Origin of the sequence: Massilia sp. BHUDP2 (assembly GCF_046236355.1) — a bacterium.
Taxonomy (GTDB): domain Bacteria; phylum Pseudomonadota; class Gammaproteobacteria; order Burkholderiales; family Burkholderiaceae_D; genus Telluria; species Telluria varians.
The window spans coordinates 1,338,475-1,360,739 of record NZ_JBJUVW010000001.1 but is presented as its reverse complement, the minus strand read 5'-3'; the positions used below and the strand labels follow the sequence as shown (position 1 = coordinate 1,360,739).

Sequence of the window (22,265 nt, the reverse complement as noted above, 5' to 3'; positions counted from 1 at the left end):
GTCAGCTTCCTTTGTCGAGTGCCGGATGGACGAAGAAGTAGTCGCGCCAGCTGGCGGGTCTACGCTTGATGGCGCCCACCTCGTGCAAAAATTGGGCAAGGCCGAGCGTATTCTGCGGCGCCACCTTGAACTGCACCTGCGGATTCTTGATGACCTTGAGCAGCAGGGCCCGGTCGATGTTGCCCTTGTTGACGCGCAGGTAGGCGTCGGCCGCCGCTTCCGGGTTGCTGGAAGCCAGCTGCGCCGCCTCCACCAGCGCATCGATGAAGGCGCGGTAGGTCTTCGGATTCTCCTTGACGTACTTTTCGGTCGCATACAGCACGGTGGCCGAGCTCGGCCCGCCGAGCACGTCGTAGGAATTCAGCACGACGTGCGCCTGCGGATTGCCGGCCAGTTCCTGGTCCTGGAAGGGCGGGTTGCCGAAGTGGGCGTTCAATTCCGTCTTGCCGGCGATGATGGCGGCCGCGGCATCCGGGTGCGGCACGGTCTGGGTGATCGGGTCGAGCTTCTTGAATTCGGCCTTGCCCCACTGCTTGGCGGCGGCCATCTGCAGGATGCGCGCCTGCACCGACACGGTGACGGCCGGCAGCGCGATCCGGTCCTTCTGGCTGAAGTCGGCGATGGTCTTCACCGCCGGGTTGGTGCTCACCAGGTAGTACGGGAAGTTGCCGAGCGAGGCGACGGCGCGCACGTTCTGGCGCCCGCTGGTGCGGTCCCAGATGGTAAACAGCGGCCCGAGGCCGGCGCCGGCCACGTCGATGGAGCCCGAGAGCAGCGCATCGTTGACCGCCGATCCGCCCGACAGCTTGACCCAGTCGACGTCGATATCGACGCCCTGCTTCTTGCCGTGCTTCTCGATCAGCTTCTGGTCCTGGGCCACGTTCAGCAGCATGTAGACGATGCCGAACTGCTCGGCGATGCGGATCTTGCCTTCGGCCTGCGCCGTCGAGGACGCGCCCAGGGCCAGCGCGGCGGCCGCGGCCACGAGTTTCATCTTCAGTAACATGGTTTTCCTTGGTTCAGAACGGGACGTCGCCCTCGATGGTGGTGCGGTACAGCTTGCGGCGCTGGTCTTGCGGGAAAGGCGTGGCCAGGTGCATCACGGAGCGGTTGTCCCAGAACACCATGTCCTTGGGCTTCCACTGGTGACGGTAGACGAATTCCGGCCGGGTGCTGTGCTCGAACAGCCCGCCCAGCAGCTCGCGGCTGCGCGCTTCCGGGAGGTCGAGGATGCGGGTGGTGAAATGCTCGCTGACGAACAGGGCGCGGCGCGCCGTCTCCGGATGGGTGCGCACCACCGGGTGCACGGCCGGCACCACCTCGTCAATCTGCTCCTGGGTCAGCTTCGGGCGCCAGGGGTTGCGCTGACGCAGCTCCTCGTACTTGGCCAGGTAGCTGTGCTCGGCGCGCAGGCCGGCGATCTCGCGCTTGAGCTTGCCCGGCAGCGCGTCGTAGGCGGCGTGCTGGTTGGCGAACAGGGTGTCGCCGCCCTCCGAGGGCAGCTCCTGCGCATGCAGCATCGAACCCAGGCTCGGCACTTCCTTGTACGACAGGTCCGAGTGCCAGAAATGGCCGGCGTCGCCCAGGCCGATCGGCTGGCCGTTCTCGCGGATATTCGAAATCACCAGCACTTCCGGGTGGCCAGCCAGCTGGAACTGGCGCAGTACGTGGATCTGCAGGCGGCCGAAGCGGCGGCTGAACTCCACCTGCTGCTGCGGGGTGAAGGTCTGGTCGCGGAACACCAGCACGTGGTGCTCGAGGTGGGCGCGGTGCAGGCGGTCGAAGTCGTCGATGCTGAGCGGGCGGGCAAGGTCGAGGCCGAGCACTTCCGCGCCGAGCGGCTGGTTGACGAAGGGGCGGATGTCGAAATCCTGGCGGGTCGAGTCGAGCGGCATGATGAACCAGTAATGTTGAGTGAACCTGATTCCAGAATAGCCACGCACGACAGGCCCAACAACGAATCATTTCGACTAACTTCATGCAGTTTTTGTCATCGAGGGGGCCTGCACAATAAGTGGGCACTGCGCGATTTCGATGCGTTGAACATGGTTTTTTGCTAGGATTCGATAGTTTTCCTTACGGCATTCGCACCAAACGCCCTTTCAAGCACGCATGGCCACAGACAAAGAACTCAACGACTTCCTCGAGAATGTCGAACGGCGTGCGTTCAAGCAGGCGGTATATGCGGTTCGCAAGGACGAATCGGCGCTCGACATCGTGCAGGATGCGATGATCAAGCTGGCCGAGAAATACGGCGACAAGCCGGCCGCCGAGCTGCCGATGCTGTTCCAGCGCATCCTGCAGACGACCATCCTCGATTACTTCCGCCGCGAAAAGGTCCGGAACACCTGGGTCAGCCTGTTCTCCGGCTTCAGCCGGCAGGATGGGGACGATGAAGAATTTGATATACTTTCTTCCTATGAAGCGGAGGAAGGAACGGCCGCTGCGGAGTCGAGCGCCGACCAGTATGAGCGCACACAAACGCTGCGCATCATCGAAGAAGCGGTAGAAAAGCTCCCACCGCGTCAACGGGAAGCCTTCCTCATGCGTTACTGGCAGGACATGGACGTGGCAGAGACGGCCGAAGCGATGGGTTGCTCCGAGGGAAGCGTCAAGACGCACTGCTCGCGCGCCACCCACGCCCTCGCCGAGGCGCTCAAGGCCAAGGGAATCAAGCTATGAACACGGACGACATCAACCTCGCGTACAAGATACGCCATGCCCTGAACGAGAACCTCGACGCGCTGCCGGCCTCGACGACCGACCGACTGGCCGCCGCGCGCGCGCGCGCCTTGTCGCGCAAGAAGCCCGACGCGACGCGCCAGGTCCAGGCCGCCCCGCGTCCGCTGTTCGACCTCAAGGGCCTGTTCAGCGGCCCGGCCCTGGCGCGCTTTGCCGTCGCGGCGCCGATGCTGGCGCTGGTCATCGGCATGGGCGGCGTCTACCAGTACGAGCAGCAGCAGCGCCTGGCCGCCCTGGCCGAGGTCGACGCCGCCGTGCTCGCCGACGAGCTGCCGCTGACCGCCTACCTCGACCAAGGGTTCAACGCCTACGTGGAGTCGCAACAGCGCCAGCAATGACGAAAACCGCGCCGAAGCCCCGCATCGCCGTTGTTGCAACTGCGGCAGCGGTCTTGATTGCCGGGGCCGCGACCTGGGCGGTCTACAACAAATCCGAATCGACGGCGCCGGCCGCGCGCGGCGCAGGCAATCCCCCGACCGTCGCCGCCGGCGCCAAGCCGCCTGCCAAGACCCTCGACAGACCGCTCTGGCGCGAACTGACGCGCAGCCAACGCACCGCGCTCCAGCCCCTGCAGCCCGAATGGGACGCCATGGACGGCGTCCGCAAGCGCCGCTGGCTCGAACTGTCGGCCCGCTTCGCCTCGATGAGCCCGGACGAGCAGGCACGCGTGCACGAGCGCATGCGCCAGTGGATGCGCCTGACCCCGGCCCAGCGCAACCTGGCGCGCGAAAACTTCAGCAAGACCCGCAAGCTCGACCCCGGCAAGAAGGCGGCGACCTGGGAAAGCTACAAGCAGCTGTCCGAGGAAGAAAAGCGCCGGCTGGCGCGCTCGGGCAACAAGCCGCAGGGCGTGCCCTCGCTACCGCATTCGCCGATCATCGACACGCCGACCAGCTGCCCACCGGGCGCCACGCGCCGCGGCACCTCCTGCATCATGCCGCCGACGGCGCCTGCGGTGGCAACGGGCGCCGCGACGGCGCCGGCCACCGTGACGCCGACGCCGCCCGCCGCCGCACCGGCGCAGGCGCCTGTCGCACCCTCACCCGCTGCCCCAACCGCTCCGAGTGCAAACAATGCAAGCAACGCAAGCAACATCGGCACCGCCAGCAACTAAGCCCGCGCCGGTCGCTACCCCGACCATCCTGCGCCGCGTCACCGTGATGCTGTACGAAGCGCTGCTCCTGTTCTCGGTCGAGATGCTGGCGATCGCCTTCTACATGCTGGTGACCCTGAACAGCCAGCATCCGGTGGCCAAGGAAGGCATGAAGGCCTGGCTGTTCCTGGTGACGGCCGCCTACTTCATGTGGTCCTGGATTAACACCGGCAACACGCTGGCCATGAAGACCTGGCGCATCAAGGTCGTCAAGCTGGGCCATCACAAACTGCCCTTCGGGACGGCCGCCCTGCGCTTCCTGCTGGCCTGGGGCTGGTTCCTGCCGGCCCTGCTGGTGTGCTGGGCCTTCGGGCTGCACGGCAAGGGGCAGATCGCGATCGCCCTGCTGGTCGGGGTCGCGGCCTGGGCGATGACGGCGCTGTTCGACAAGGACCGCCAGTTCCTGCACGACCGCCTGGCCGGCACCCGCCTGATCGCCCTGCCGAAGGTCAAGCGCTAGGACAGCTTGCTTGCCTTGCGGCATTCGAACGCGGCAAGAATCCAAACAGCGGAATAATCGACAGCTTCACATCTCGTCTTTCCAGAAAGGTGGACCATGAAGCTTTCGAACATGCGCGTCGTCATCATGGGCGCATCGAGCGGTATCGGCGCCGCCACGGCCCTCGCTTTTGCCCGCGAGGGCGCGCAGCTGGTGCTGGGCGCGCGCGGCAAGGAGGGGCTCGACGACATCGCCCGGCGCTGCCGGCAGGCCGGCGGCAGCGCCGAGACCCTGGTCGTGGATGCGATCGATGCCGACGCGGTCGCGGCCTTCGCGCAGCGGGCGCGTGCGATCCTGGGCCGGATCGATCTCTGGTTCAGCAACATCGGCGCCGGCGTGGTCGGCAAGTATGCCGAGGTGCCGATGAGCGACCACCGGCGCATCATCGAGACCAACCTCCTCACCCACATGAACGACGCCCATGCCGTCATGCCGATCTTCCTCGATCAGGACCACGGCATCTGGGTCAACATGATCTCGGCCGGCGGCTTCGTCGCCTCGCCCTACGCCGCGGCCTACGCGGCCAGTAAATATGGCCTGCGCGGCTTCAGCGAAGCCCTGCGCGCGGAGCTGGTCAAGCGGCCGCGCATCCGCGTCTGCGACGTGTACCCTACTTTCGTGGACACGCCAGGCATGCGCCACGCGGCCAATTACACGGGCGCCAGGCTGTCCATCCCGCCGGGCGCGCTCACGCCTGAAAAGGTCGCCGCGGCCATCGTCGACCTGGCGCGGCATCCGCGCGACTCGACCGCCGTCGGCGCTCCGGCCTCCCTGTTCAGGCTGAGCAATGCGCTCGCGCCCAACCTGCTCGCTGCCGGCATGAACCGCTTCCTGGATGGGTGGGCGAAGCGCGGAGAGCGCACGCCGGATACGGTGGGGACGCTGTATGCGCCGCAGCATGGCGCCAGCGGGATCCACAGCGGGGAACGCCGGCCGCAGCAGACGGGCAACAAGGCGCTGGCGCTCGGGACCGCGGCGCTTCTTGCCGCCGTCGGCGTGCAGCTATTGCGGCGCCGCGGAGGCTAGAAGCGTTCGTAGTCGAGCAGGTAGCGCCACTGCCCGGCCTGCAGGCCGGCCATCGGCACGCGTCCGATGCGGATGCGACGCATCTCGACGATCTCCAGGCCCACTTCGCGGCACATGTGGTCGATCAAGCCCGGGCGCACGTCCTTCAGTGCGAAGCGCAGCCGGTGCTCGCTCTGCCAGCTCACCTTCATCGGCGCCAGCGGCTTGCCGTTGAAGTTCAAGCCGTGGTTGAGCAGCGCCAGTCCGCCTTCCTTGATCGATCCGGCGACGTCGACGATGTATTCCTGCTCGACGCGCGCGGCATCGTCCACCAGCTTGCGCGCCACCCGGAAGTCCTGCGTATAGACCACCAGCCCGCTCGCATCGGTCTCCAGCGGCGAGCTCAGGGTGAGCTTGTGCAGGTGCCGCTTGAGGAAGCGCGGCTGCCCGTGCCCCTGTGCCTGGGATTCCGGCAGCAGGCAGCCCAGGGCCGGTTCGCCACGGGCGCCGACACCGGAATTCAAGCCGGCCGGCTTGTGCAGCAGGATGGTCACCGGCGGCGCTTCTTCGCTCGATGCACCCGGCAGCAGGCGCACATCCTGCGAAGGCAGGACCCGGCTGGCGGGATCCTCGACGACGGCGCCGTCGACGCTAATGCCGCCGCCGGCGATGTAGCGCTCCGCCTCGGCGCGCGAGCAGCCGAGCTGCGCGGCGACGCGCTTGGCCAGGCGGATGCCCTCCTCGCTCATCTTGTCGCTCATTGGCTGCGCCAGTCGGCGAAGAAAGCCTGGAACACCTCGACCGTGCGCGCAACATCGGCAGCGCTTACGTCCAGGTGCGTCACCAGGCGGGTACGCGGGCCGATCGAGGCGCGGATCTGCGCACGCGCCAGGTACTGGCGCAGCGGTTCGCAGGCGGCCGCCGGCATGTCGAGCCAGAAGATGTTGGTCTGCGGCGTGCCCACGTTCAGCTGTTCGATCTGGGCCAGGCCCTGCGCCAGCGCGGCGGCGTTGTCGTGGTCGTTGGCCAGGCGCTGCACGTTGTGCTCCAGCGCGTACTGCGCGGCTGCCGCCAGCACGCCGGCCTGGCGCATGCCGCCGCCCAGCATCTTGCGCCAGCGCTTGCCCTGCTCGATGAAGGCCTTCGGACCCAGCAGCACGGAGCCGACCGGCGCGCCCAGGCCCTTCGACAGGCAGACCGAGACGGTATCGAAGCCTTGCACCACCTCGCGCAGGCTGATGCCCTGCTTCACCGCCGCGTTGGCGATGCGGGCGCCGTCGAGGTGGGTGGCCAGGCCGCGGCTGTGCGCGAGATCGGTGGCAGCTTTCACGTAGTCCTGCGGCAGCACGCGGCCGCCGATGGTGTTCTCCAGCGCCAGCAGGCGGGTGCGCGCGAAGTGCATGTCGTCGGGCTTGATGTAGGCCTCGATGTCCGACAGCAGGATCGAGCCGTCCGCCTGGTTGACGATCGGCTGCGGCTGGATCGAGCCCAGCACCGCCGCGCCGCCGCCTTCGTACTTGTAGGTGTGCGCTTCCTGGCCGACCAGGTACTCGTCGCCGCGGCCGCAGTGGGTCATCAGCGCGATCAGGTTGGTCTGGGTGCCCGAGGGGGCGAACATGCCGGCTTCAAAGCCGAACAGCTCGGCCGCATACTCCTGCAGGCGGTTGACCGAGGGGTCGTCGGCGTACACGTCGTCGCCGACCTCGGCCCCCGCCATGGCGGCGCGCATCGCCTCGCACGGCTGGGTGACGGTGTCGCTGCGCAGGTCGATCCACTTCTGGTTGGTGTCGCTCATCTCGTTCTCAGTCTGCTGTGACAGGTGTATAAAAGCGCTGCTTCATTTCGTCGAGCCCCAGCTCGGCCATCACTTCCTGAAGGCGTTCGGACGGCCGGCGGCGCGGCAGGTTCTTGTAGGTAGCGACGATGAGTTCATTCTTCATCGAGTGCTCCCAGCCCACCAGCTCGGTCACGGTCACCTGGTAGCCGTGCGCTTCCAGCTGCAGGCAGCGCATGACATTGGTGATCTGGCTGCCGAACTCGCGGGTGTGGATCGGGTGGCGCCAGATCTCGGTCAGCGCGCTGCGGCCCAGGTCCTTGCCCTTGTTCTTGCGCAGCACGCTCGCCACTTCGGCCTGGCAGCACGGCACCAGCACCATGTGCCTGGCCTTCTTCTTGAGGGCGAAGTCGATGGCGTCGTCGGTCGCCGTGTTACAGGCGTGCAGTGCGGTGACGATGTCGATGGTGGGCGGCAGTTGGCTGGACGTCGTCGATTCCGCCACCGACAGCGGCAGGAAGGACATGCCCGTGAAGCCCAGGCGCGCGGCCAGCTCGGTCGATTTGCTTACCAGCTCGTCGCGGGTCTCGATGCCGTAGATGTGCGAACCCGCTTCGAGTCCCTTGAAGAACAGGTCGTACAGGATGAAGCCGAGGTAGGACTTGCCGGCGCCGTGGTCGACCAGGGAGACGCTTTGCTTCTCCTCGAGCACGCTCTTCAGCAAGGGCTCGATGAAGTTGTACAGGTGGTAGACCTGCTTGAGCTTGCGGCGGCTGTCCTGGTTCAGCTTGCCGTCGCGCGTGAGGATGTGGAGTTCCTTCAGCAGCTCGACCGACTGGCCGGGACGGACTTCCGGCGGCAGCGCCGCCGGGATGTGGTTGGTTTGCTTAGCGTGCTTCATCGATCCATGCCGCCTGAATGGCTTCCAGTACGCGTTCCCCGCCGCGCGCACGGTCGTCGTCGAAGCCTTCGAGGGCGACGACCCAGTTGTGCAGGTCGACGAAGCGCACGGTGGCGGGGTCGACCTCGGGGTACTTCTCGTACAACGCCTCGGCAATGGCCGAGACCTCAGTCCACTTCATGGCAGCCTCCGTTCAGTGGCTTTCTCAGTGACTCTTCTCTGCGGCGTGGTTGATCGTGTACTTCGGGATCTCCACGACCAGGTCTTCCTCGGCGACGATGGCCTGGCAGGACAGGCGCGAATTCGGCTCCAGGCCCCAGGCCTTGTCGAGCATGTCTTCTTCTTTTTCTTCCTGCTCGTTCAGCGAGTCGAAGCCTTCGCGCACGATCACGTGGCAGGTGGTGCAGGCGCAGACGCGGTCGCAGGCGTGTTCGATCTCGATGTCGTTTTCCAGCAGGACGTCGCAGATCGACTTGCCGGCCGGGGATTCCAGCACGGCGCCGTCGGGGCAGAAGACTGGGTGGGGGAGGATGACGATTTGTGGCACTTGGGTTACCTCGTTAATTTTTCTATGTGACTGCCCTCGCCCGTCGTTCCCGCGTAGGCGGGAACCCAATTTATGCTTGCGCTAACGCTGCGCTACGAACTTGGATTCCCGCCTGCGCGGGAATGACGGTCTTTAGGCTATAGGCCATTGATTGGCGCCTGTGGTCGGTTAAGCTTTTAAACCTCGTCCAGCGACTTGCCCGCCAGGACCTTGCGCACGCTCTTGTCCATCCGGCGTGCCGCGAACTCTTCCGTGCCCTTGGCCAGCGCCTGCACCGCCGCGTGCAGCGCGTCCTGGCGCACGCCGGGCTCGATCGAGGTGTCGTTCGAGCCGTGGATGGCATTGCGCACACCATGCACCAGCTTTGCGGTCTCTTCCTGCTCCGCCTCGCTCAGCAAATCGCCATCCGCATCCAGCGCCGCCTGCGTCGCCAGCAGGATGCGCTCGGCCTCGACCTGCTCTTCGCGCAGCGCGCGCATCTGCATGTCGCCCTGGGCCGAGGTGTAGGAATCCTGCAGCATGCGCGCCACTTCGTCGTCGCCCAGGCCGTAGGACGGCTTGACGGTGATGGACGCCTCCACGCCCGAGCGGGTCTCGCGCGCCGACACCGACAGCAGGCCGTCGGCGTCGACCTGGTAGGTCACGCGGATGCGCGCCGCGCCGGCCGCCATTGGCGGGATGCCGCGCAGCTCGAAGCGCGCCAGCGAACGGCAGTCCGACACCAGCTCGCGCTCGCCCTGCACCACGTGCACCGCCAGGGCCGTTTGACCGTCCTTGAAGGTGGTGAATTCCTGGGCCCTGGCGCACGGGATGGTCGAGTTGCGCGGGATGATCTTCTCGACCAGGCCGCCCATGGTCTCGATGCCGAGCGACAGCGGGGTGACGTCCAGCAGCAGCCAGTCGTCGCCTTCGGCGCGGTTACCGGCCAGCAGGTTGGCCTGGACGGCGGCGCCCAGCGCCACTACCTTGTCCGGGTCGATGTTCGCGTGCGGGATGGTGTGGAAGAACTCGCCCACCGCGCGGCGCACGTGCGGCATGCGGGTGGCGCCGCCGACCATCACGACGCCGTCGACGTCCTCGACGCTCACGTCGGCGTCGCGCATGGCCTTGCGGATCGCGTTCATGGTCTTGCCGACCAGGTGCTTGGTGATGTCGGCGAAGGTCTGCGCGGTGATGGTCACCTGCACGATCTCGCCCGACTTCAGGATCGCCTCGATCGTGGTTTCCTCGTTGGTCGACAGCAGTTCCTTGGCCTGGCGCGCCTTGACCATCAGGGTGGCGGTGTCCTGCTCGGAGAGCGGCGCCAGCTTGGCCTGCTCGACGATCCAGCAGAACAGGCGGTGGTCGAAGTCGTCGCCGCCCAGGGCCGAGTCGCCGCCGGTGGACAGCACCTCGAACACGCCCTTGGAGAGCTTGAGGATCGAGATGTCGAAGGTGCCGCCGCCCAGGTCGTAGACGGCGTAGACGCCTTCCTTGCCGTGGTCGAGGCCATAGGCGATCGCCGCGGCAGTCGGTTCCGACAGCAGGCGCAGCACGTTGATGCCGGCCAGCTGGGCCGCGTCCTTGGTGGCCTGGCGCTGGGCGTCGTCGAAATAGGCCGGCACGGTGATCACGGCGCCGACCAGCTCGTCGCCCAGCGAATCCTCGGCGCGCTGGCGCAGCGTGGCCAGGATCTGGGCCGAGGTCTCGACCGGGCTCTTCACGCCGGCGACGGTGCTGATCTGCACCATGCCGGGGGCGTCGACGAAGTCGTACGGCAGGTTCTCGGCGTAGGCGATGTCCTTCAGGCCACGGCCCATGAAACGCTTGACCGAGACCACCGTGTTCTTCGGGTCGGTGGTCTGGTGTGCCTGGGCCTTGTAGCCGATGTTGGCATTGCCGTTCGGGAGGTAACGCACGACCGAAGGCAGCAGCGAACGGCCATCCTCGTCGCTCAGCACTTCCGGGCTGCCGCTGCGCACGGTGGCAACCAGCGAGTTGGTGGTACCCAGGTCGATGCCGACCGCCAGGCGATGCTGGTGCGGGGCGGTGGACATGCCGGGTTCGGCGATTTGGAGTAGTGCCATGGTCGTGTTACCTGTTTGTTTTTCTGTGCTGCCAAGTGGGCGGGGTCGCTTGCGCCACTGGCACAAGCGACCCCGCCCATCGTACGGAATTCCTTACGCGTCGAGCGCTTCGAACGCGTACTGTACCTCTTCCCCGAATTTATCGAGGAACATCATCGCGCGCACGCCCTGCGCGGCCGCCTGGTAGTCGCCGGCGTCGAGCTGCTTGCCGACCTGTTCCAGCATCGACTTGCGCTCGCGGCGCACCTGCGCATCCAGCTCGTCCAGCGCGCCCGCATCTTTCGACGAGCGCGCATCGTCGAGCGCTTCGCGCCATTCCATCTGCTGCATCAGGAAGCTTGCCGGCATCGCCGTGTTCGACTCGGTCTGCAGGTCGACGCCGTTGATCTCGCAGAGGTACTGCGCGCGCTTCTGCGGATTGCGCAGGGTCTGATAGGCCTCGTTGGCGCGCGTGGCCCACTGCATCGCGACCCGCTTCTCGGTGTCGGTGGCGCTGACGAAGCGGTCCGGGTGCACGCGGCCCTGGATTTCGCGATAGGCCGCGTCCAGGGCATCCTGGTCGACCGCGAAGCTCGCAGGGAGCTGGAACAGCTCGAAGTGGTTCTGCATGACTTGGCAACCCCGCCTTAAATGCGGAAGCTTTCGCCGCAGCCGCAGTTGTCCTTGACGTTCGGGTTATTGAAGCGGAAACCTTCGTTCAGGCCTTCGCGTGCGAAGTCGAGTTCGGTGCCGTCGATGTACGGCAGGCTCTTCGGGTCGACGAAGACCTTCACGCCGTGCGACTCGAAGACATTATCGTCCGGGGTTGCATCGTCGACGTACTCGAGCTTGTAGGCCAGGCCGGAGCAGCCGGTGGTGCGCACACCGAAGCGCAAGCCGATGCCCTTGCCCCGGCGCTCGAGGTAACGGTTGACGTGCTTCGCGGCTTTTTCAGTCAGGGTGATTGCCATAACGGTGACTCCAGTCTCTGTGCTTACGTGTTACGCCTTCTCGGCGTGCTTCGCTTTGTAGTCGGCCACGGCGGCCTTGATCGCGTCTTCCGCCAGGATCGAGCAGTGGATCTTCACCGGCGGCAGCGCCAGTTCTTCGGCGATCTGGGTGTTCTTGATTGCCAGCGCTTCGTCCAGCGACTTGCCCTTGACCCATTCGGTCACGAGCGAGCTCGATGCGATGGCCGAGCCGCAGCCGTAGGTCTTGAACTTCGCGTCCTCGATCAGGCCCTGGTCGTTGACCTTGATCTGCAGCTTCATCACGTCGCCGCAGGCCGGCGCGCCGACCATGCCGGTGCCGATCGCATCGTCGCCCTTGTCGAAGGCGCCGACGTTGCGCGGGTTTTCGTAGTGGTCGAGTACTTTGTCCGAATATGCCATTTTGCTACTCCTTGAATGCGGTAATTAGTGGGCTGCCCATTGGATCGAGTTCAGGTCGATCCCTTCCTTGAACATGTCCCACAGCGGCGACAGTTCGCGCAGTTTGCCGACCTTCGACTTCAGCAGGTTCACTGCGAAGTCGATGTCTTCCTCGGTCGTGAAGCGGCCGATGGTGAAGCGGATCGAGCTGTGCGCCAGTTCGTCGCTGCGGCCCAGTGCGCGCAGCACATAGGACGGTTCCAGCGAGGCCGAGGTGCAGGCCGAACCCGAGGACACGGCGATGTCCTTGATCGCCATGATCAGCGACTCGCCCTCGACGTAGTTGAACGAGACGTTCAGGTTGTGCGGCACGCGATGGTCCATGTCGCCGTTGATGTAGACCTCTTCGATCTCCAGCAGGCCCTTGGCCAGGCGGTCGCGCAGCGCCTTCACGCGCTCGAGTTCCGACGCCATCTCTTCCTTGGCGAGGCGGAAGGCTTCGCCCATGCCCACGATCTGGTGGGTCGGCAGCGTGCCCGAACGCAGGCCGCGCTCGTGGCCGCCGCCGTGCATCTGCGCTTCCAGGCGCACGCGCGGCTTGCGGCGCACGTACAGGGCGCCGACGCCCTTCGGGCCGTAGGTCTTGTGCGCCGTGAAGGTCATCAGGTCGCACTTCGTTCTATTCAGGTCGATCTCGACCTTGCCCGTCGCCTGCGCGGCGTCGCAGTGGAAGATGATGCCCTTCGAACGGCACAGTTCGCCGATCGCGTCGATCGGTTGAATGACGCCGATCTCGTTATTCACCAGCATGACCGACACCAGGATGGTGTCCGGACGGATCGCCGCTTCCAGCTGGGCGACGGTGATCAGGCCATTATCTTGCGGCTCGAGGTAGGTCGCCTCGAAGCCCTGGCGCTCCAGTTCGCGCACGGTGTCCAGCACCGCCTTGTGCTCGGTCTTGACCGTGATGATGTGCTTGCCCTTGGTCTTGTAGAAGTGGGCGGCACCCTTCAGGGCCAGGTTGTTCGATTCGGTCGCGCCCGAGGTCCAGATGATCTCGCGCGGGTCGGCGCCGACCAGGGCCGCCACGTTGGCGCGTGCTTCCTCGACCGCCGCTTCGGCGCTCCAGCCGTACATGTGGCTGCGCGATGCGGGGTTGCCGAACTGCTCGCGCAGGTAGGGGATCATCTTGTCGGCCACGCGCGGATCGATCGGAGTGGTCGCCGAGTAATCCATGTAGATCGGGAAATGCGGCGCAGTCACGAAGCTCTGCTCGGTTTTTTTGTCCAAAGGCGCGTTCATCAGTTCACTCCGGTTTCAATGTTTTGTGCAGCGGTGGCAGCGGTGCGGTGCACCACCACGACGTTTTGTTCTTTCTGCTTCTGCTGGTCGACCAGGTCTTGCAGCGAGACCGAATCGAGGTAGTCGACCATCTTGGCGTTCAGCGTGGTCCACAGCTCATGGGTCATGCAACGGGTGCCGGAAGCAGCATCGGCGCCGTGACAATTTTCTTTACCGCCGCACTGGGTGGCATCGAGCGGCTCGTCGACCGCGATGATGATGTCGGCCACCGTCACCTTGTCGGCGGTTCTGGCTAGGCTGTAGCCGCCGCCGGGGCCGCGGATCGACTCGACGATCTGGTGGCGGCGCAGTTTGCCGAACAGTTGTTCCAGGTACGACAGCGAAATGGCCTGGCGCTGGCTGATGCCCGACAGCGTGACCGGACCATTGCCCTGGCGCAGGGCGAGATCGATCATCGCGGTAACAGCAAAACGGCCTTTGGTGGTCAGACGCATCGGAACCCCGGTTAGTGTAAAATATTGCCTCTTTTCAACCCATCGGTGCAGCGCAACAATCAAATCTCTTGAGAGAGCCTGCCGAACATGCCGATTAGTTGATCGATTTAGTCAAGTATAGCAAATCCTGACTGGCTTGTCTTGGAAGGCCCCAAAACCTCCATCGGCCTTTCCTTCTCCCGGCCTTTATCGCAAACGCAGCAATTCCATCGGCCCGAACAGCGCCTGCATCCCCTGGTGCTGGATGAACGACAGGTTGTACGGGTGCTCGGCATGGATCTGCGGCAGGCGCGCCGCTTCCGGCAGCTTTTTCAACTGCTCGGCGATCTTTCCCCACAGAACGAGCGTCGGCGGCTGCGGCTGGCTTGCCAAGGCAGCAAGCACGGTCTGCAGGAATGGCTGCCAGGCGCGTGCATCGATGGCCGGCGCGACGTGCTTGCGGAACACCAGGGCCGCGTTCAGCAGCAGGAAGCCCTGTTCTATTAGATTGTCCTGCAGCTGGGCCAGGGTCTGGATGGAGCCGTTCGTGCGGGCTGCCTGGGCCACCGGCACCATCGCGCTGCCGCCGGTGTCGCCCGCATCGAGTTGACCATTTGCCACCAGCAGCATCTTCATGAAGTTGCGCAGCGAGGTGGCGCGGTTGACCGGTTTCGACAGGCCCGTCTCCGACCACAGCTCGCCGACGGCGCCATCCATGAAGCAGACCCCGGTCGCGCTCTCGGCGCGCGGGTAGGGCCCCTCCCCCACCAGCACGTGCTTCACCCGATCCAGCGGCTGGGCAAAGGCGGCGAAGATGCGGCCGCCGGTCGGCAGGTAGTCGTCGACCGCCAGCGCCGGCAGATAGCCTGGGTCGGCGGCAGCGACGGCCTGCAAACCGGCCTCGAGGATGGGGCGCCAGGAGGCGTCGGCACGGTCGAGGGCGGCGATGATCGGAGCGGGAATTGAAAGGTTGGACATGGCGAAATCGCAAGGCGCAAAGAAGCGGGATTGTAGCCCAGGGCTTGGCGCATTCCCAGCGTCAATCTAGCGTCCGCCTTTGGCATTTCAAGGCATGATTTTCACCCTTCCACTCACTCAAGCAGGAGGAGCCATGCAAACGATTCGTGAAGTGATGACGCCCGACGTGCAAACGATCACTCCGCAGGAAACCGTGCAGCGCGCGGCGCAGATGATGGACGAGCTCAACGTCGGCGCGATTCCCGTCTGCGACGGCGACCGGCTGGTGGGCATGATCACCGACCGCGACATCACCGTGCGCTCGGTGGCGGCCGGGCAGTCGCCCGACCAGACCTTCGTGGGCGACGTGATGAGCACCGACGTGCGCACCTGCTACAGCAACCAGGACCTCGACGAGGTGATGGACACCATGGGCGACGTGCAGATCCGGCGCGTGCCGGTGATCGACGAGAACTCGAAGCAGCTGGTGGGGATCGTGTCGCTGGGGGATATCGCCACCAAGTCGACCGGGGCGGTAGAGGGGGCGCTGGATGAGATTTCGTCGCCGTCGGAGCCGGATCGGTCGGAAACCCGGCATTGATGGGATGTCCTTGGTGAGCGCAACAAGCGCCCACCAAGGGGATCACTCCGCGTCCGGCTGCTGCGACGGATGCGCCGCCTTGAACGCCGGCAAATCCACACACAGCGCATTGATGCGCGCAACGGTGGGATACGCATCCACGTCGATATCGAAGCGCTGCGCATTGAACACCTGCGGCACCAGGAAGCAGTCGGCGATGGTCGGCGTGTCGCCGTGGCAGAAGCGCCCCGTGCCCAGGTTGCGCGCCAGGTGCGCTTCCACCGAGCGCAGCCCCTCGATCACCCAGTGGCGATACCAGTCGGTCTTCGCTTCTTCCGACAGCCCCAGGTGCTTCACCAGGTACTTCAGCACGCGCAGGTTGTTCACCGGGTGGATGTCGCAGGCGATGATCTGCGCCAGCTCGCGCACGCGGGCACGGCCGACCGCGTCCTTCGGCAGCAGCGGCACCATCGGGTGCAGCTCGTCCAGGTACTCGATGATGGCCATCGACTGCGTCAGCGTCATGCGGTCGTCCTGCAGGGCCGGCACCAGAGCGCTCGGATTGATGGTCAGGTAGTTGTCCATCAGGTGCTGCCCGCCCTCGCGCAGCAGGTGCACCGGCACCGACTCGTAGTCCAGTCCCTTCAGGTTGAGCGCGATGCGCACCCGGTACGCGGCCGAGCTGCGAAAATAGGTGTAGAGCTTCATGCGGGTCTCCTCTCAGGCTTTCCTGTGATAAGGGCATACTTCCTGGTCGATCGCGCCGAAGATGCTGGCGCCGTCCTTGTCGACCATCTCGATGCGCACGGTGTCACCATACGCCAGGAAGGGCGTGTGCGGCTTGCCCCCCTCGATCGTCTCGTACATGCGCACCTCGGCCAGGCAGCAGTAGCCGACGCCGCCGTTCTCGATGCTCGAGCCGTGCAGGCTGCCCTGCTTGTTCGACACCGTGCCGGAACCGACGATGCTGCCCGCGCCCAGCTCGCGCGTCCGGGCGGCGTGCGCGATCAGCTGGGCGAAGCTGAAGCTCATGTCCTCGCCCGCGTTCGGGCGGCCGAAGGGGCTGTCGTTGAGCGTCACCAGCAGCGGCAGGTGCAGCTTGCTGTCCTGCCAGGCCTCGCCCAGCTCGTCCGGCGTGACCGCCACTGGAGAAAACGCGCTGGCCGGTTTCGACTGGTAGAAGCCGAAGCCCTTGGCCAGCTCGTTCGGGATCAGGTTGCGCAGCGAGACGTCGTTCACCAGCATCACCAGGCGGATCGCTGCGGCCGCTTCTTCAACGGACGCGCCCATCGGCACGTCGCCGGTGATGACCGCCACCTCGGCCTCAAGGTCGACGCCCCACTCTTCCGACAGCACGGCGATCGGGTCGCAGGGACCCACGAAAGAGTCCGAGCCGCCCTGGTACATCAGCGGATCGCTGTAGAAGGATTCCGGCAGCGCGGCGCCGCGCGCCTTGCGCACCAGCTCGACGTGGTTGATGTAGGCCGAACCGTCGCACCATTGGTAGGCGCGCGGCAAGGGCGAATGGCATTCTTCCTCGATGAAGGACTCGGCCTTGTCGGCAGTGCCGGCGTTCAGGCGCTCATACACCTTCTTGAGCTGCGGCGCTACCTCATCCCAGTTGTCCAGCGCGCACTGCAGCGTGCGGGCGATCTTCGGGACGGCCTGGCAGGTGACCAGGTCGCGGCTGACGACGACCAGCGTGCCGTCGCGGCCGCCGGTCTTGAGGGTGGCGAGTTTCATGGCGTTTCCTTTGCTTGGTGTTTGCTTTTCGCCATTAGAGAACAAAACGTACTATCATTCAAACAGTATTTTTCGCTCGATTTATTAGATAAGCTTATGAATCCGACCTTGCGCCAGATGCGCGCATTCGTGGCCCTGGCCAAGACGGGTAACTTTACGCTTGCCGCGCAGGCGATGCACGTCACGCAATCGGCGCTCTCGGGTTTGATCAAGGAGCTCGAGCAGACCCTGGGCGCCAAGGTGGTCGACCGCAGCACGCGCCGCGCCCTGCTCACCGACATCGGCAAGGAACTCTACCCGCTGTTCAGCCAGATGATTGACGACCTCGACGGCGCCCTGGCCAATGTGGCCGACCACACGCGTCTGAAAAAAGGCATCGTGCGCATCGCCGCGCCCCAACTGCTGTCCTGCACCCTGATGCCGGAGGCGATCGCCGCCTACCGCGCCAAGTACCCCGACATCGAGGTGCGCCTGGGCGACACCGGCGTGGAGAGCGTGGTCAACCGGGTCTTGTCCGGCGAAGCCGACATCGGCATCGGCCCGGAACGCGAACCCGCGCCGCCGCTCGACGCGCGGCTGCTGTTCGAGATGCCCTTCGCGCTGGTGTTCCCGAAAGGGCATCAACTGGAAAAGCAGGCGCGCGTCACCTGGAAGGACGTCGCGCGCTACCCGCTGATCTCGCTGCAGGGCCAGTTCACCGAGCGCCTGCTGGACGACATGCACGCGTCGATGCACGCGCCATCGGTCAAGCCCGCCAACGAGGTCACCTTCATGACGACCGCGCTGGCGATGGCCGCCGCCGGACTCGGGGTGACGGTATGCATGCCCTACGCCGCCCCGCTGGCCACGCTCTACGGCCTGGTCATGCGCCAGCTGGAGGAACCAGTGCTCACGCGCCGCTTCTTCCTCTACACGCGCCCCGGGCGCTCGCTGTCGCCGGCGGCGGAAAGCTTTATCGACTTCCTCGACGGTTTCGTCGGCAGCCTGGCGCCTGCTTCGTCAGCATGAACGCGGGCCGCGGAGCGCATCACTTGGCCGCTTTCGCGGACGGATAGAAGACCTGCTCGCCGCCCGCCTTGAACGAGGCGATCAGCCCCTGCCCTTCGGGTGAGGTCATCCACTCGATCAGCTGCATCGCGCCCTTGTAGTTGACGTGCTTGTGGCGCTCCGGATTCACCGCGATGATGCCGTAGGGATTGAACATTTTCGGGTCGCCCTCGACCGCGATGTGCAGGCCGGTCTTGGCCTTGTAGGCGACGTAGGTGGCGCGGTCGGTCAGGGTGTACGCGTTCATTTCCGCCGCCATGTTCAGCACTTCGCCCATGCCCAGCCCGGCGGAAATATAGGCGGCGCCCTGCGGCTGGGCGCCGGCCTGCTTCCAGTAGGCCTTCTCCATCTGGTCGGTGCCCGAGTTGTCGCCGCGCGAGACGAAGCGCACCTGGCTAGCGGCGATCTTCTTCATCGCCGCGAGCACGTCCTTGCTGCCCTTGATGCCGGCCGGGTCGCTTACCGGACCGACCAGGATGAAGTCGTTGTACATCACGTCGCGGCGGTTGACGCCATGGCCTTCGGCGACGAACTTGTCTTCCGCCGCGCGCGCATGGACCAGGGTCACGTCGACGTCGCCGTTCTTCGCCAGCTCGAGGGCCTTGCCGGTGCCCACCGAGATCACGCTGACCCTGTAATTGGTCTTGCTCTCGAACTTGGGCAGCAGGTATTGCAGCAGGCCCGAGTTCTCGGTGCTGGTGGTGGTCGAGAGCCTGATCGCCTGCTGGGCCAGGGCTGGCGCAGTCGCCGCCAGCAGGAAGCCCAGCAGGGCAAGCTGTTTGCTCAAGAAGCGCATGTTTGGTCGCCCCATCGAAAGTTGTGGAAGCGCCATCCTAAGCTATACTGAAAAACTTTCAATATGAACAAGTTTGCATATGTTGCACATCAAGCTGTCTTACACCTTCGACGATGCGGCAGTCTCCGGGCAGCAGCTCGGCAATCCCTTGTTCGACATCCTGGGCGCCATCCATGCGTGTGGATCGGTGGGCGCGGCGGCGCAGCAGCTCGGACTGTCCTACCGCCACATCTGGGGTGAACTGAAGCGCTTCGAGACGGCGCTGCGGGCCGATCTGATCGTCTGGGAACGGGGCAAGCGGGCTAGGTTGTCGCCCTTCGGGGAGAAGCTGCTGTTCGCCGAACGGCGCGCCCGGATGCGCGTGCAACCGCAGGCCGACAACCTGATCGCCGAGATGGAGCGCGAATTCGCGCTGGCCTTCGACCCGCAGGCGCACGTGATTCCCATGTTCGCCAGCCATGACATGGCCCTGCCGCGCCTGAAGGAATTCTTGGCGCGCGACGCCAAGCTGTACCTGGACCTGCAATACCGCGGCAGCCTCGAATGCATCGCCGCCCTGTCGCGCGGCGAGTGCCTGCTGGCGGGCTTCCATGTGAGCGAGGACCACGCGCCCGGCAGCATGACGCATCGGGCCTTCAAGTCCATGCTCAAGCCGGGCCGCCACAAGCTGATCCGGTTCGTCGGCAGGCAGCAGGGCCTGATGGTGGCCGCCGGGAACCCGAAAGGCATCCACGGCGTGCAAGACCTGCGCCGCAAGGACCTGCGCTTCGTCAACCGCCAGAGCGGCTCCGGCACCCGCGTCACCGTCGAGCAGCTGCTGGCCAAGGCCGGCATCCATCCCGGCGAGGTCGACGGCTTCGAGAATGCCGAACCGACCCATCTCGCCGTCGCCGCCAGCGTCGCCTCAGGCGTGGCCGATGCCGGCTTCGGCATCCAGGCGGCGGCCGCCGCGTTCGGACTTGCCTTCGTCCCGGTCATCCGCGAGCAGTATTATTTTGTCTGCCTGAAGGACGCGGTGGACCGGCCGCCCATCAGCAAGCTGCGCGAGCTGCTGCGGCGCAGCGAGTGGCAGGCCTTGACCGCGGACCTGCCCGGCTACGACATCAAGGATGCCGGCGAAGTGGTCGCGCTGCGGCGCGCCTTCCCCTGGTATGCGTTCCGCACGCCGAAACACCAGGGCGCGCCCTGCGCTTGACGCGGGCTGCACGTACAATAGCGTGCATCCCCGCTTTTCCTGCCACCGATGTCCCTCAACACGATCGAGATCAACCGCCTGATGGACCGCTTCGACAGCCATGACAGCGTCTGGCTGTTCGGCTACGGTTCCCTGATCTTCAAGGCCGACTTCCCCTACATCGAACGCCGCCCCGCCAACATTCGCGGCTGGAGCCGCCGCTTCTGGCAGGGCTCGCACGACCACCGCGGCACCGAAGCCGCCCCGGGCCGCGTGGTGACGCTGGCGCCGGTCGATGGCGCCACCTGCCACGGCATGGCCTACCTGGTCACGCCCGAGGAATTCGCCCACCTCGACCACCGCGAGAAGAACGGCTACCTGCGCCTGGCCACCGAGATGACATTCGAGGACGGCGACACTGCCGAGGGCATCGTCTACATCGCCACATCCGACAATGCCGCCTATCTAGGCCCCGCGAGCGAGGAAGCCATCGCGCGCCAGATCGCCAGCGCACGCGGCCCGAGCGGCCCGAACAGCGAATACCTGCTGGAACTGGCGCGCGCCCTGCGCGAGCTCGGCAAGCACGACGAGCACGTGCACGAGATCGAGCGCCACCTGAAAGAATTCATCGGGGCGGCGCGCTGAGGTCTCATGGCGAACCGGCCGGCCTGCGCTCCACCTTGAGCAACAAGGGTGCTTTCGGCCGCAGTGAAATATTCAACACCGCCTCCGGCTCCCCCATCCCCTCCCCCTTCGCCAGCACGAAGCGCTGCAGCAGCATCGCCGCCACCACCGTCATCTCCGCCAGCGCCAGGTGCTGCCCCAGGCACACCCGCGGCCCGATGCCGAAGGGCATGAAGGCCCCGCGCGGAATCGCCGGCGCATCCGCCCCGAAGCGCTCCGGCCGGAAGGCCTGCGGCTCCGGAAACCAGCGCGGGTCGCGGTGCATCAGGAACACCGGAACCATGAACATGGTCCGCGCCGGCATGGTCCAGCCGCCAAGCAGGAAGGCGCGCGTCGAACGGCGGCTCATCAGGATCGGCGCGGCCGGGTACAGGCGCATCGTCTCGTTCAGGGTCTGGGCCAGGTAGCCCAGCCGCGCCAATGCGTCCTCGCCCGGCGCGCCGCCCTGCAGCACCGCATCGACCTCGCGCCGCGCCGCTTCCTGCGCCGCCGGATTGGCCGCCATGCACCAGGCCCACCAGCTCAGGCTGGCCGCGGTGGTCTCGTGTCCGGCGATGAAAGCCGTCATGCATTCGTCGCGCACCGCCGACAAGGGCCAGGCGGCCGCGTCCTGCCGGTGCAGTGCCAGGAGGCGGCTCAGCAGGTCCTGTGGCCATGCCTCATGCGGCAAGGCCAGACGGGCCTGGACGTGGCGCTCGATCAGTTGCGCCAGCATGGCGCGCACCTGCCGCTTGCGACGCTTCCACGGCAGCCAGTCGGGGCTGCTTACGGGCCAGAACATCTCGGCATTGGCCGCCACCAGCGCCTCCTGCACCGCGCTCTCCACCGCACGCGCATCAAGGCCGATCTCGCTCGAGAACATCATGCGCATGATGACGTCCATCGCCAGCGAGGTCAGCGCGCTTTCGATCGGCATCGCTGCGCCCGGCTGCCAGCCTGCCATTGCCGCCTCGGCTGCCGCCGCGATCGTCGGAACGAAGGCCTTGACCGACTTCGGCGCAAAGGCCGGCTGCAGCGCCTGGCGTTTCGCTGCCCAAGCGCTGCCCTCCGCGACCAGGACGCTGTCGCCCTGCAAGTAGGCGAAGATCTCTATCCCGCGCTCCCAGCGCTGGATCGCGTCATGGCGACTCACCAGCAGCTCGCGCACTAGTTGCGGGTCGCTGACCACGATCTCGTGCTCCGGCCACATGCGCAGGTGCACCACGTCGCCATAGGCCTGGCGCCAGCTCGCCAGGCTGCCGGGCAGGTCGCGCGCCATCCGCGCCAAGAGGCCCCAGCCGGTCAGGCCGGATGGCGGACCGGGCGGCCAGGCGCCGGGCGGATGCCGGGCTGGCGCCGGGTCGGTGGAAGCGTGCGGCGCGCCATCCGCATGGAAGGGGCAGCGGGAGGTGTCGGGCGTATTCATGTCTCGCATTCTTCGCCGCTTTCGCCGCCGCGTCTTGAACGGAAACGACATCGACAGGCCGCGGGCGC

27 protein-coding genes are annotated in these 22,265 nt (G+C 65.9%); 9 read left to right on the top strand and 18 right to left on the bottom strand.

Annotation, left to right across the window (positions count from 1 at the left end; translation table 11 throughout):
- Position 1: 1 nt before the first annotated feature.
- Together ACK6C6_RS06085 and ACK6C6_RS06080 are read right to left on the bottom strand one after the other, a co-directional pair.
- Positions 2-1,006 carry an ABC transporter substrate-binding protein gene (locus ACK6C6_RS06085; RefSeq protein WP_409266391.1) on the bottom strand — a complete coding sequence of 335 codons (1,005 nt, stop codon included), beginning with the start codon at positions 1,004-1,006 and terminating at the stop codon, positions 2-4.
- Positions 1,007-1,019: 13 nt separating this feature from the next.
- Positions 1,020-1,895 (bottom strand): TauD/TfdA family dioxygenase, encoded by an 876-nt coding sequence (locus ACK6C6_RS06080; RefSeq protein WP_209585950.1) that lies wholly within the window; start codon positions 1,893-1,895, stop codon positions 1,020-1,022.
- A 217-nt stretch (positions 1,896-2,112) separates the two neighbouring features.
- Here ACK6C6_RS06080 and ACK6C6_RS06075 point away from each other — a divergent pair, with 217 nt between their 5' ends.
- The 5 genes from ACK6C6_RS06075 (at position 2,113) to ACK6C6_RS06055 (ending at position 5,420) form a co-directional block, all read left to right on the top strand.
- Entirely contained in the window at positions 2,113-2,682 is a 570-nt protein-coding gene (locus ACK6C6_RS06075) for an RNA polymerase sigma factor (RefSeq protein ID WP_027867680.1), read from the top strand.
- Entirely contained in the window at positions 2,679-3,080 is a 402-nt protein-coding gene (locus ACK6C6_RS06070; RefSeq protein ID WP_409266390.1) for a DUF3619 family protein, read from the top strand. The genes ACK6C6_RS06075 and ACK6C6_RS06070 overlap by 4 nt, the downstream gene beginning before the upstream one ends.
- Positions 3,077-3,856 (top strand): DUF3106 domain-containing protein, encoded by a 780-nt coding sequence (locus ACK6C6_RS06065; RefSeq protein ID WP_209585948.1) that lies wholly within the window; start codon positions 3,077-3,079, stop codon positions 3,854-3,856. The genes ACK6C6_RS06070 and ACK6C6_RS06065 overlap by 4 nt, the downstream gene beginning before the upstream one ends.
- Positions 3,816-4,355, top strand: coding sequence for an RDD family protein (locus ACK6C6_RS06060; protein WP_409266389.1), 540 nt, complete (start codon positions 3,816-3,818; stop codon positions 4,353-4,355). Before ACK6C6_RS06065 ends, ACK6C6_RS06060 begins: the two co-directional genes overlap by 41 nt.
- Positions 4,356-4,451: 96 nt before the next feature.
- Positions 4,452-5,420 carry an SDR family oxidoreductase gene (locus ACK6C6_RS06055; RefSeq protein WP_409266387.1) on the top strand — a complete coding sequence of 323 codons (969 nt, stop codon included), beginning with the start codon at positions 4,452-4,454 and terminating at the stop codon, positions 5,418-5,420.
- Here ACK6C6_RS06055 and ACK6C6_RS06050 read toward each other — a convergent pair.
- The 12 genes from ACK6C6_RS06050 to ACK6C6_RS05995 form a co-directional block, all read right to left on the bottom strand.
- Positions 5,417-6,160: an rRNA pseudouridine synthase gene (locus tag ACK6C6_RS06050; RefSeq protein ID WP_409266385.1), complete on the bottom strand. Its 744-nt coding sequence runs from the start codon at positions 6,158-6,160 to the stop codon at positions 5,417-5,419. The two genes, ACK6C6_RS06055 and ACK6C6_RS06050, sit on opposite strands and share 4 nt — an antisense overlap.
- Positions 6,157-7,194, bottom strand: a complete 1,038-nt coding sequence (gene ltaE / locus ACK6C6_RS06045) for a low-specificity L-threonine aldolase (RefSeq protein WP_409266384.1) — start codon at positions 7,192-7,194, stop codon at positions 6,157-6,159. Before ltaE ends, ACK6C6_RS06050 begins: the two co-directional genes overlap by 4 nt.
- Before the next feature lie 7 nt (positions 7,195-7,201).
- Positions 7,202-8,074: an SAM-dependent methyltransferase gene (locus tag ACK6C6_RS06040; protein ID WP_209585941.1), complete on the bottom strand. Its 873-nt coding sequence runs from the start codon at positions 8,072-8,074 to the stop codon at positions 7,202-7,204.
- Positions 8,061-8,255 (bottom strand): Fe-S cluster assembly protein IscX, encoded by a 195-nt coding sequence (iscX, locus tag ACK6C6_RS06035; protein ID WP_036213875.1) that lies wholly within the window; start codon positions 8,253-8,255, stop codon positions 8,061-8,063. The genes ACK6C6_RS06040 and iscX overlap by 14 nt, the downstream gene beginning before the upstream one ends.
- A 24-nt stretch (positions 8,256-8,279) precedes the next feature.
- Positions 8,280-8,621, bottom strand: a complete 342-nt coding sequence (fdx, locus tag ACK6C6_RS06030) for an ISC system 2Fe-2S type ferredoxin (protein WP_027867671.1) — start codon at positions 8,619-8,621, stop codon at positions 8,280-8,282.
- Positions 8,622-8,797: 176 nt separating this feature from the next.
- On the bottom strand, positions 8,798-10,687 hold the full coding sequence (gene hscA / locus ACK6C6_RS06025; protein WP_409266383.1) for a Fe-S protein assembly chaperone HscA: 1,890 nt from the start codon (positions 10,685-10,687) through the stop codon (positions 8,798-8,800).
- Between the two features lie 93 nt (positions 10,688-10,780).
- Entirely contained in the window at positions 10,781-11,296 is a 516-nt protein-coding gene (hscB, locus tag ACK6C6_RS06020) for a Fe-S protein assembly co-chaperone HscB (protein ID WP_209585937.1), read from the bottom strand.
- Between the two features lie 17 nt (positions 11,297-11,313).
- Entirely contained in the window at positions 11,314-11,637 is a 324-nt protein-coding gene (gene iscA / locus ACK6C6_RS06015) for an iron-sulfur cluster assembly protein IscA (RefSeq protein WP_027867668.1), read from the bottom strand.
- Between the two features lie 30 nt (positions 11,638-11,667).
- Positions 11,668-12,057: a Fe-S cluster assembly scaffold IscU gene (gene iscU / locus ACK6C6_RS06010; RefSeq protein ID WP_036213867.1), complete on the bottom strand. Its 390-nt coding sequence runs from the start codon at positions 12,055-12,057 to the stop codon at positions 11,668-11,670.
- Positions 12,058-12,081: 24 nt separating this feature from the next.
- The gene (locus ACK6C6_RS06005) at positions 12,082-13,338 is read right to left on the bottom strand and encodes an IscS subfamily cysteine desulfurase (protein WP_409266381.1); all 1,257 of its coding nucleotides are present in this window, start codon (positions 13,336-13,338) and stop codon (positions 12,082-12,084) included.
- A complete protein-coding gene (gene iscR / locus ACK6C6_RS06000) occupies positions 13,338-13,832 on the bottom strand; it encodes a Fe-S cluster assembly transcriptional regulator IscR (protein WP_036213865.1) in 495 nt (164 codons plus the stop codon). The genes ACK6C6_RS06005 and iscR overlap by 1 nt, the downstream gene beginning before the upstream one ends.
- A gap of 186 nt (positions 13,833-14,018) precedes the next feature.
- Positions 14,019-14,789 (bottom strand): uracil-DNA glycosylase, encoded by a 771-nt coding sequence (locus tag ACK6C6_RS05995; RefSeq protein WP_409266379.1) that lies wholly within the window; start codon positions 14,787-14,789, stop codon positions 14,019-14,021.
- A gap of 133 nt (positions 14,790-14,922) precedes the next feature.
- Here ACK6C6_RS05995 and ACK6C6_RS05990 point away from each other — a divergent pair, with 133 nt between their 5' ends.
- Positions 14,923-15,369 carry a CBS domain-containing protein gene (locus ACK6C6_RS05990; RefSeq protein WP_409266378.1) on the top strand — a complete coding sequence of 149 codons (447 nt, stop codon included), beginning with the start codon at positions 14,923-14,925 and terminating at the stop codon, positions 15,367-15,369.
- A gap of 42 nt (positions 15,370-15,411) precedes the next feature.
- Here ACK6C6_RS05990 and maiA read toward each other — a convergent pair whose 3' ends face one another.
- Together maiA and ACK6C6_RS05980 are read right to left on the bottom strand one after the other, a co-directional pair.
- Positions 15,412-16,056 carry a maleylacetoacetate isomerase gene (gene maiA, locus ACK6C6_RS05985; protein ID WP_409266377.1) on the bottom strand — a complete coding sequence of 215 codons (645 nt, stop codon included), beginning with the start codon at positions 16,054-16,056 and terminating at the stop codon, positions 15,412-15,414.
- Positions 16,057-16,068: 12 nt separating this feature from the next.
- Positions 16,069-17,091: a fumarylacetoacetate hydrolase family protein gene (locus ACK6C6_RS05980; RefSeq protein ID WP_409266376.1), complete on the bottom strand. Its 1,023-nt coding sequence runs from the start codon at positions 17,089-17,091 to the stop codon at positions 16,069-16,071.
- Between the two features lie 96 nt (positions 17,092-17,187).
- Between ACK6C6_RS05980 and ACK6C6_RS05975 the strand changes: the two genes are divergently transcribed.
- Positions 17,188-18,099 carry a LysR family transcriptional regulator gene (locus ACK6C6_RS05975; protein ID WP_409266375.1) on the top strand — a complete coding sequence of 304 codons (912 nt, stop codon included), beginning with the start codon at positions 17,188-17,190 and terminating at the stop codon, positions 18,097-18,099.
- A 19-nt stretch (positions 18,100-18,118) separates the two neighbouring features.
- Here ACK6C6_RS05975 and ACK6C6_RS05970 read toward each other — a convergent pair whose 3' ends face one another.
- Positions 18,119-18,934 carry a substrate-binding domain-containing protein gene (locus ACK6C6_RS05970; RefSeq protein WP_409266374.1) on the bottom strand — a complete coding sequence of 272 codons (816 nt, stop codon included), beginning with the start codon at positions 18,932-18,934 and terminating at the stop codon, positions 18,119-18,121.
- 79 nt (positions 18,935-19,013) lie between these two features.
- Between ACK6C6_RS05970 and ACK6C6_RS05965 the strand changes: the two genes are divergently transcribed.
- Both ACK6C6_RS05965 and ACK6C6_RS05960 read left to right on the top strand, forming a co-directional pair.
- Positions 19,014-20,129, top strand: coding sequence for a substrate-binding domain-containing protein (locus ACK6C6_RS05965; protein ID WP_409266373.1), 1,116 nt, complete (start codon positions 19,014-19,016; stop codon positions 20,127-20,129).
- Positions 20,130-20,177: 48 nt separating this feature from the next.
- Positions 20,178-20,753 carry a gamma-glutamylcyclotransferase gene (locus ACK6C6_RS05960; RefSeq protein WP_409266372.1) on the top strand — a complete coding sequence of 192 codons (576 nt, stop codon included), beginning with the start codon at positions 20,178-20,180 and terminating at the stop codon, positions 20,751-20,753.
- Between the two features lie 4 nt (positions 20,754-20,757).
- On the opposite strand, the gene ACK6C6_RS05955 is transcribed toward ACK6C6_RS05960, so the two are convergent.
- Complete coding sequence (locus tag ACK6C6_RS05955) at positions 20,758-22,197, bottom strand: cytochrome P450 (RefSeq protein WP_409266371.1); 1,440 nt, start codon at positions 22,195-22,197, stop codon at positions 20,758-20,760.
- Positions 22,198-22,265: the final 68 nt, after the last annotated feature.

What these genes read in the sequence shown, in the direction of transcription:
- ACK6C6_RS06085 (WP_409266391.1), bottom strand. Translation starts at nt 1,006, where the DNA reads ATGTTACTGAAGATGAAACTCGTGGCCGCGGCCGCCGCGCTGGCCCTG.
- ACK6C6_RS06080 (WP_209585950.1), bottom strand. Translation starts at nt 1,895, where the DNA reads ATGCCGCTCGACTCGACCCGCCAGGATTTCGACATCCGCCCCTTCGTC.
- ACK6C6_RS06075 (WP_027867680.1), top strand. Translation starts at nt 2,113, where the DNA reads ATGGCCACAGACAAAGAACTCAACGACTTCCTCGAGAATGTCGAACGG.
- ACK6C6_RS06070 (WP_409266390.1), top strand. Translation starts at nt 2,679, where the DNA reads ATGAACACGGACGACATCAACCTCGCGTACAAGATACGCCATGCCCTG.
- ACK6C6_RS06065 (WP_209585948.1), top strand. Translation starts at nt 3,077, where the DNA reads ATGACGAAAACCGCGCCGAAGCCCCGCATCGCCGTTGTTGCAACTGCG.
- ACK6C6_RS06060 (WP_409266389.1), top strand. Translation starts at nt 3,816, where the DNA reads ATGCAAGCAACGCAAGCAACATCGGCACCGCCAGCAACTAAGCCCGCG.
- ACK6C6_RS06055 (WP_409266387.1), top strand. Translation starts at nt 4,452, where the DNA reads ATGAAGCTTTCGAACATGCGCGTCGTCATCATGGGCGCATCGAGCGGT.
- ACK6C6_RS06050 (WP_409266385.1), bottom strand. Translation starts at nt 6,160, where the DNA reads ATGAGCGACAAGATGAGCGAGGAGGGCATCCGCCTGGCCAAGCGCGTC.
- ltaE (WP_409266384.1), bottom strand. Translation starts at nt 7,194, where the DNA reads ATGAGCGACACCAACCAGAAGTGGATCGACCTGCGCAGCGACACCGTC.
- ACK6C6_RS06040 (WP_209585941.1), bottom strand. Translation starts at nt 8,074, where the DNA reads ATGAAGCACGCTAAGCAAACCAACCACATCCCGGCGGCGCTGCCGCCG.
- iscX (WP_036213875.1), bottom strand. Translation starts at nt 8,255, where the DNA reads ATGAAGTGGACTGAGGTCTCGGCCATTGCCGAGGCGTTGTACGAGAAG.
- hscA (WP_409266383.1), bottom strand. Translation starts at nt 10,687, where the DNA reads ATGGCACTACTCCAAATCGCCGAACCCGGCATGTCCACCGCCCCGCAC.
- hscB (WP_209585937.1), bottom strand. Translation starts at nt 11,296, where the DNA reads ATGCAGAACCACTTCGAGCTGTTCCAGCTCCCTGCGAGCTTCGCGGTC.
- iscA (WP_027867668.1), bottom strand. Translation starts at nt 11,637, where the DNA reads ATGGCAATCACCCTGACTGAAAAAGCCGCGAAGCACGTCAACCGTTAC.
- iscU (WP_036213867.1), bottom strand. Translation starts at nt 12,057, where the DNA reads ATGGCATATTCGGACAAAGTACTCGACCACTACGAAAACCCGCGCAAC.
- ACK6C6_RS06005 (WP_409266381.1), bottom strand. Translation starts at nt 13,338, where the DNA reads ATGAACGCGCCTTTGGACAAAAAAACCGAGCAGAGCTTCGTGACTGCG.
- iscR (WP_036213865.1), bottom strand. Translation starts at nt 13,832, where the DNA reads ATGCGTCTGACCACCAAAGGCCGTTTTGCTGTTACCGCGATGATCGAT.
- ACK6C6_RS05995 (WP_409266379.1), bottom strand. Translation starts at nt 14,789, where the DNA reads ATGTCCAACCTTTCAATTCCCGCTCCGATCATCGCCGCCCTCGACCGT.
- ACK6C6_RS05990 (WP_409266378.1), top strand. Translation starts at nt 14,923, where the DNA reads ATGCAAACGATTCGTGAAGTGATGACGCCCGACGTGCAAACGATCACT.
- maiA (WP_409266377.1), bottom strand. Translation starts at nt 16,056, where the DNA reads ATGAAGCTCTACACCTATTTTCGCAGCTCGGCCGCGTACCGGGTGCGC.
- ACK6C6_RS05980 (WP_409266376.1), bottom strand. Translation starts at nt 17,091, where the DNA reads ATGAAACTCGCCACCCTCAAGACCGGCGGCCGCGACGGCACGCTGGTC.
- ACK6C6_RS05975 (WP_409266375.1), top strand. Translation starts at nt 17,188, where the DNA reads ATGAATCCGACCTTGCGCCAGATGCGCGCATTCGTGGCCCTGGCCAAG.
- ACK6C6_RS05970 (WP_409266374.1), bottom strand. Translation starts at nt 18,934, where the DNA reads ATGCGCTTCTTGAGCAAACAGCTTGCCCTGCTGGGCTTCCTGCTGGCG.
- ACK6C6_RS05965 (WP_409266373.1), top strand. Translation starts at nt 19,014, where the DNA reads ATGTTGCACATCAAGCTGTCTTACACCTTCGACGATGCGGCAGTCTCC.
- ACK6C6_RS05960 (WP_409266372.1), top strand. Translation starts at nt 20,178, where the DNA reads ATGTCCCTCAACACGATCGAGATCAACCGCCTGATGGACCGCTTCGAC.
- ACK6C6_RS05955 (WP_409266371.1), bottom strand. Translation starts at nt 22,197, where the DNA reads ATGAATACGCCCGACACCTCCCGCTGCCCCTTCCATGCGGATGGCGCG.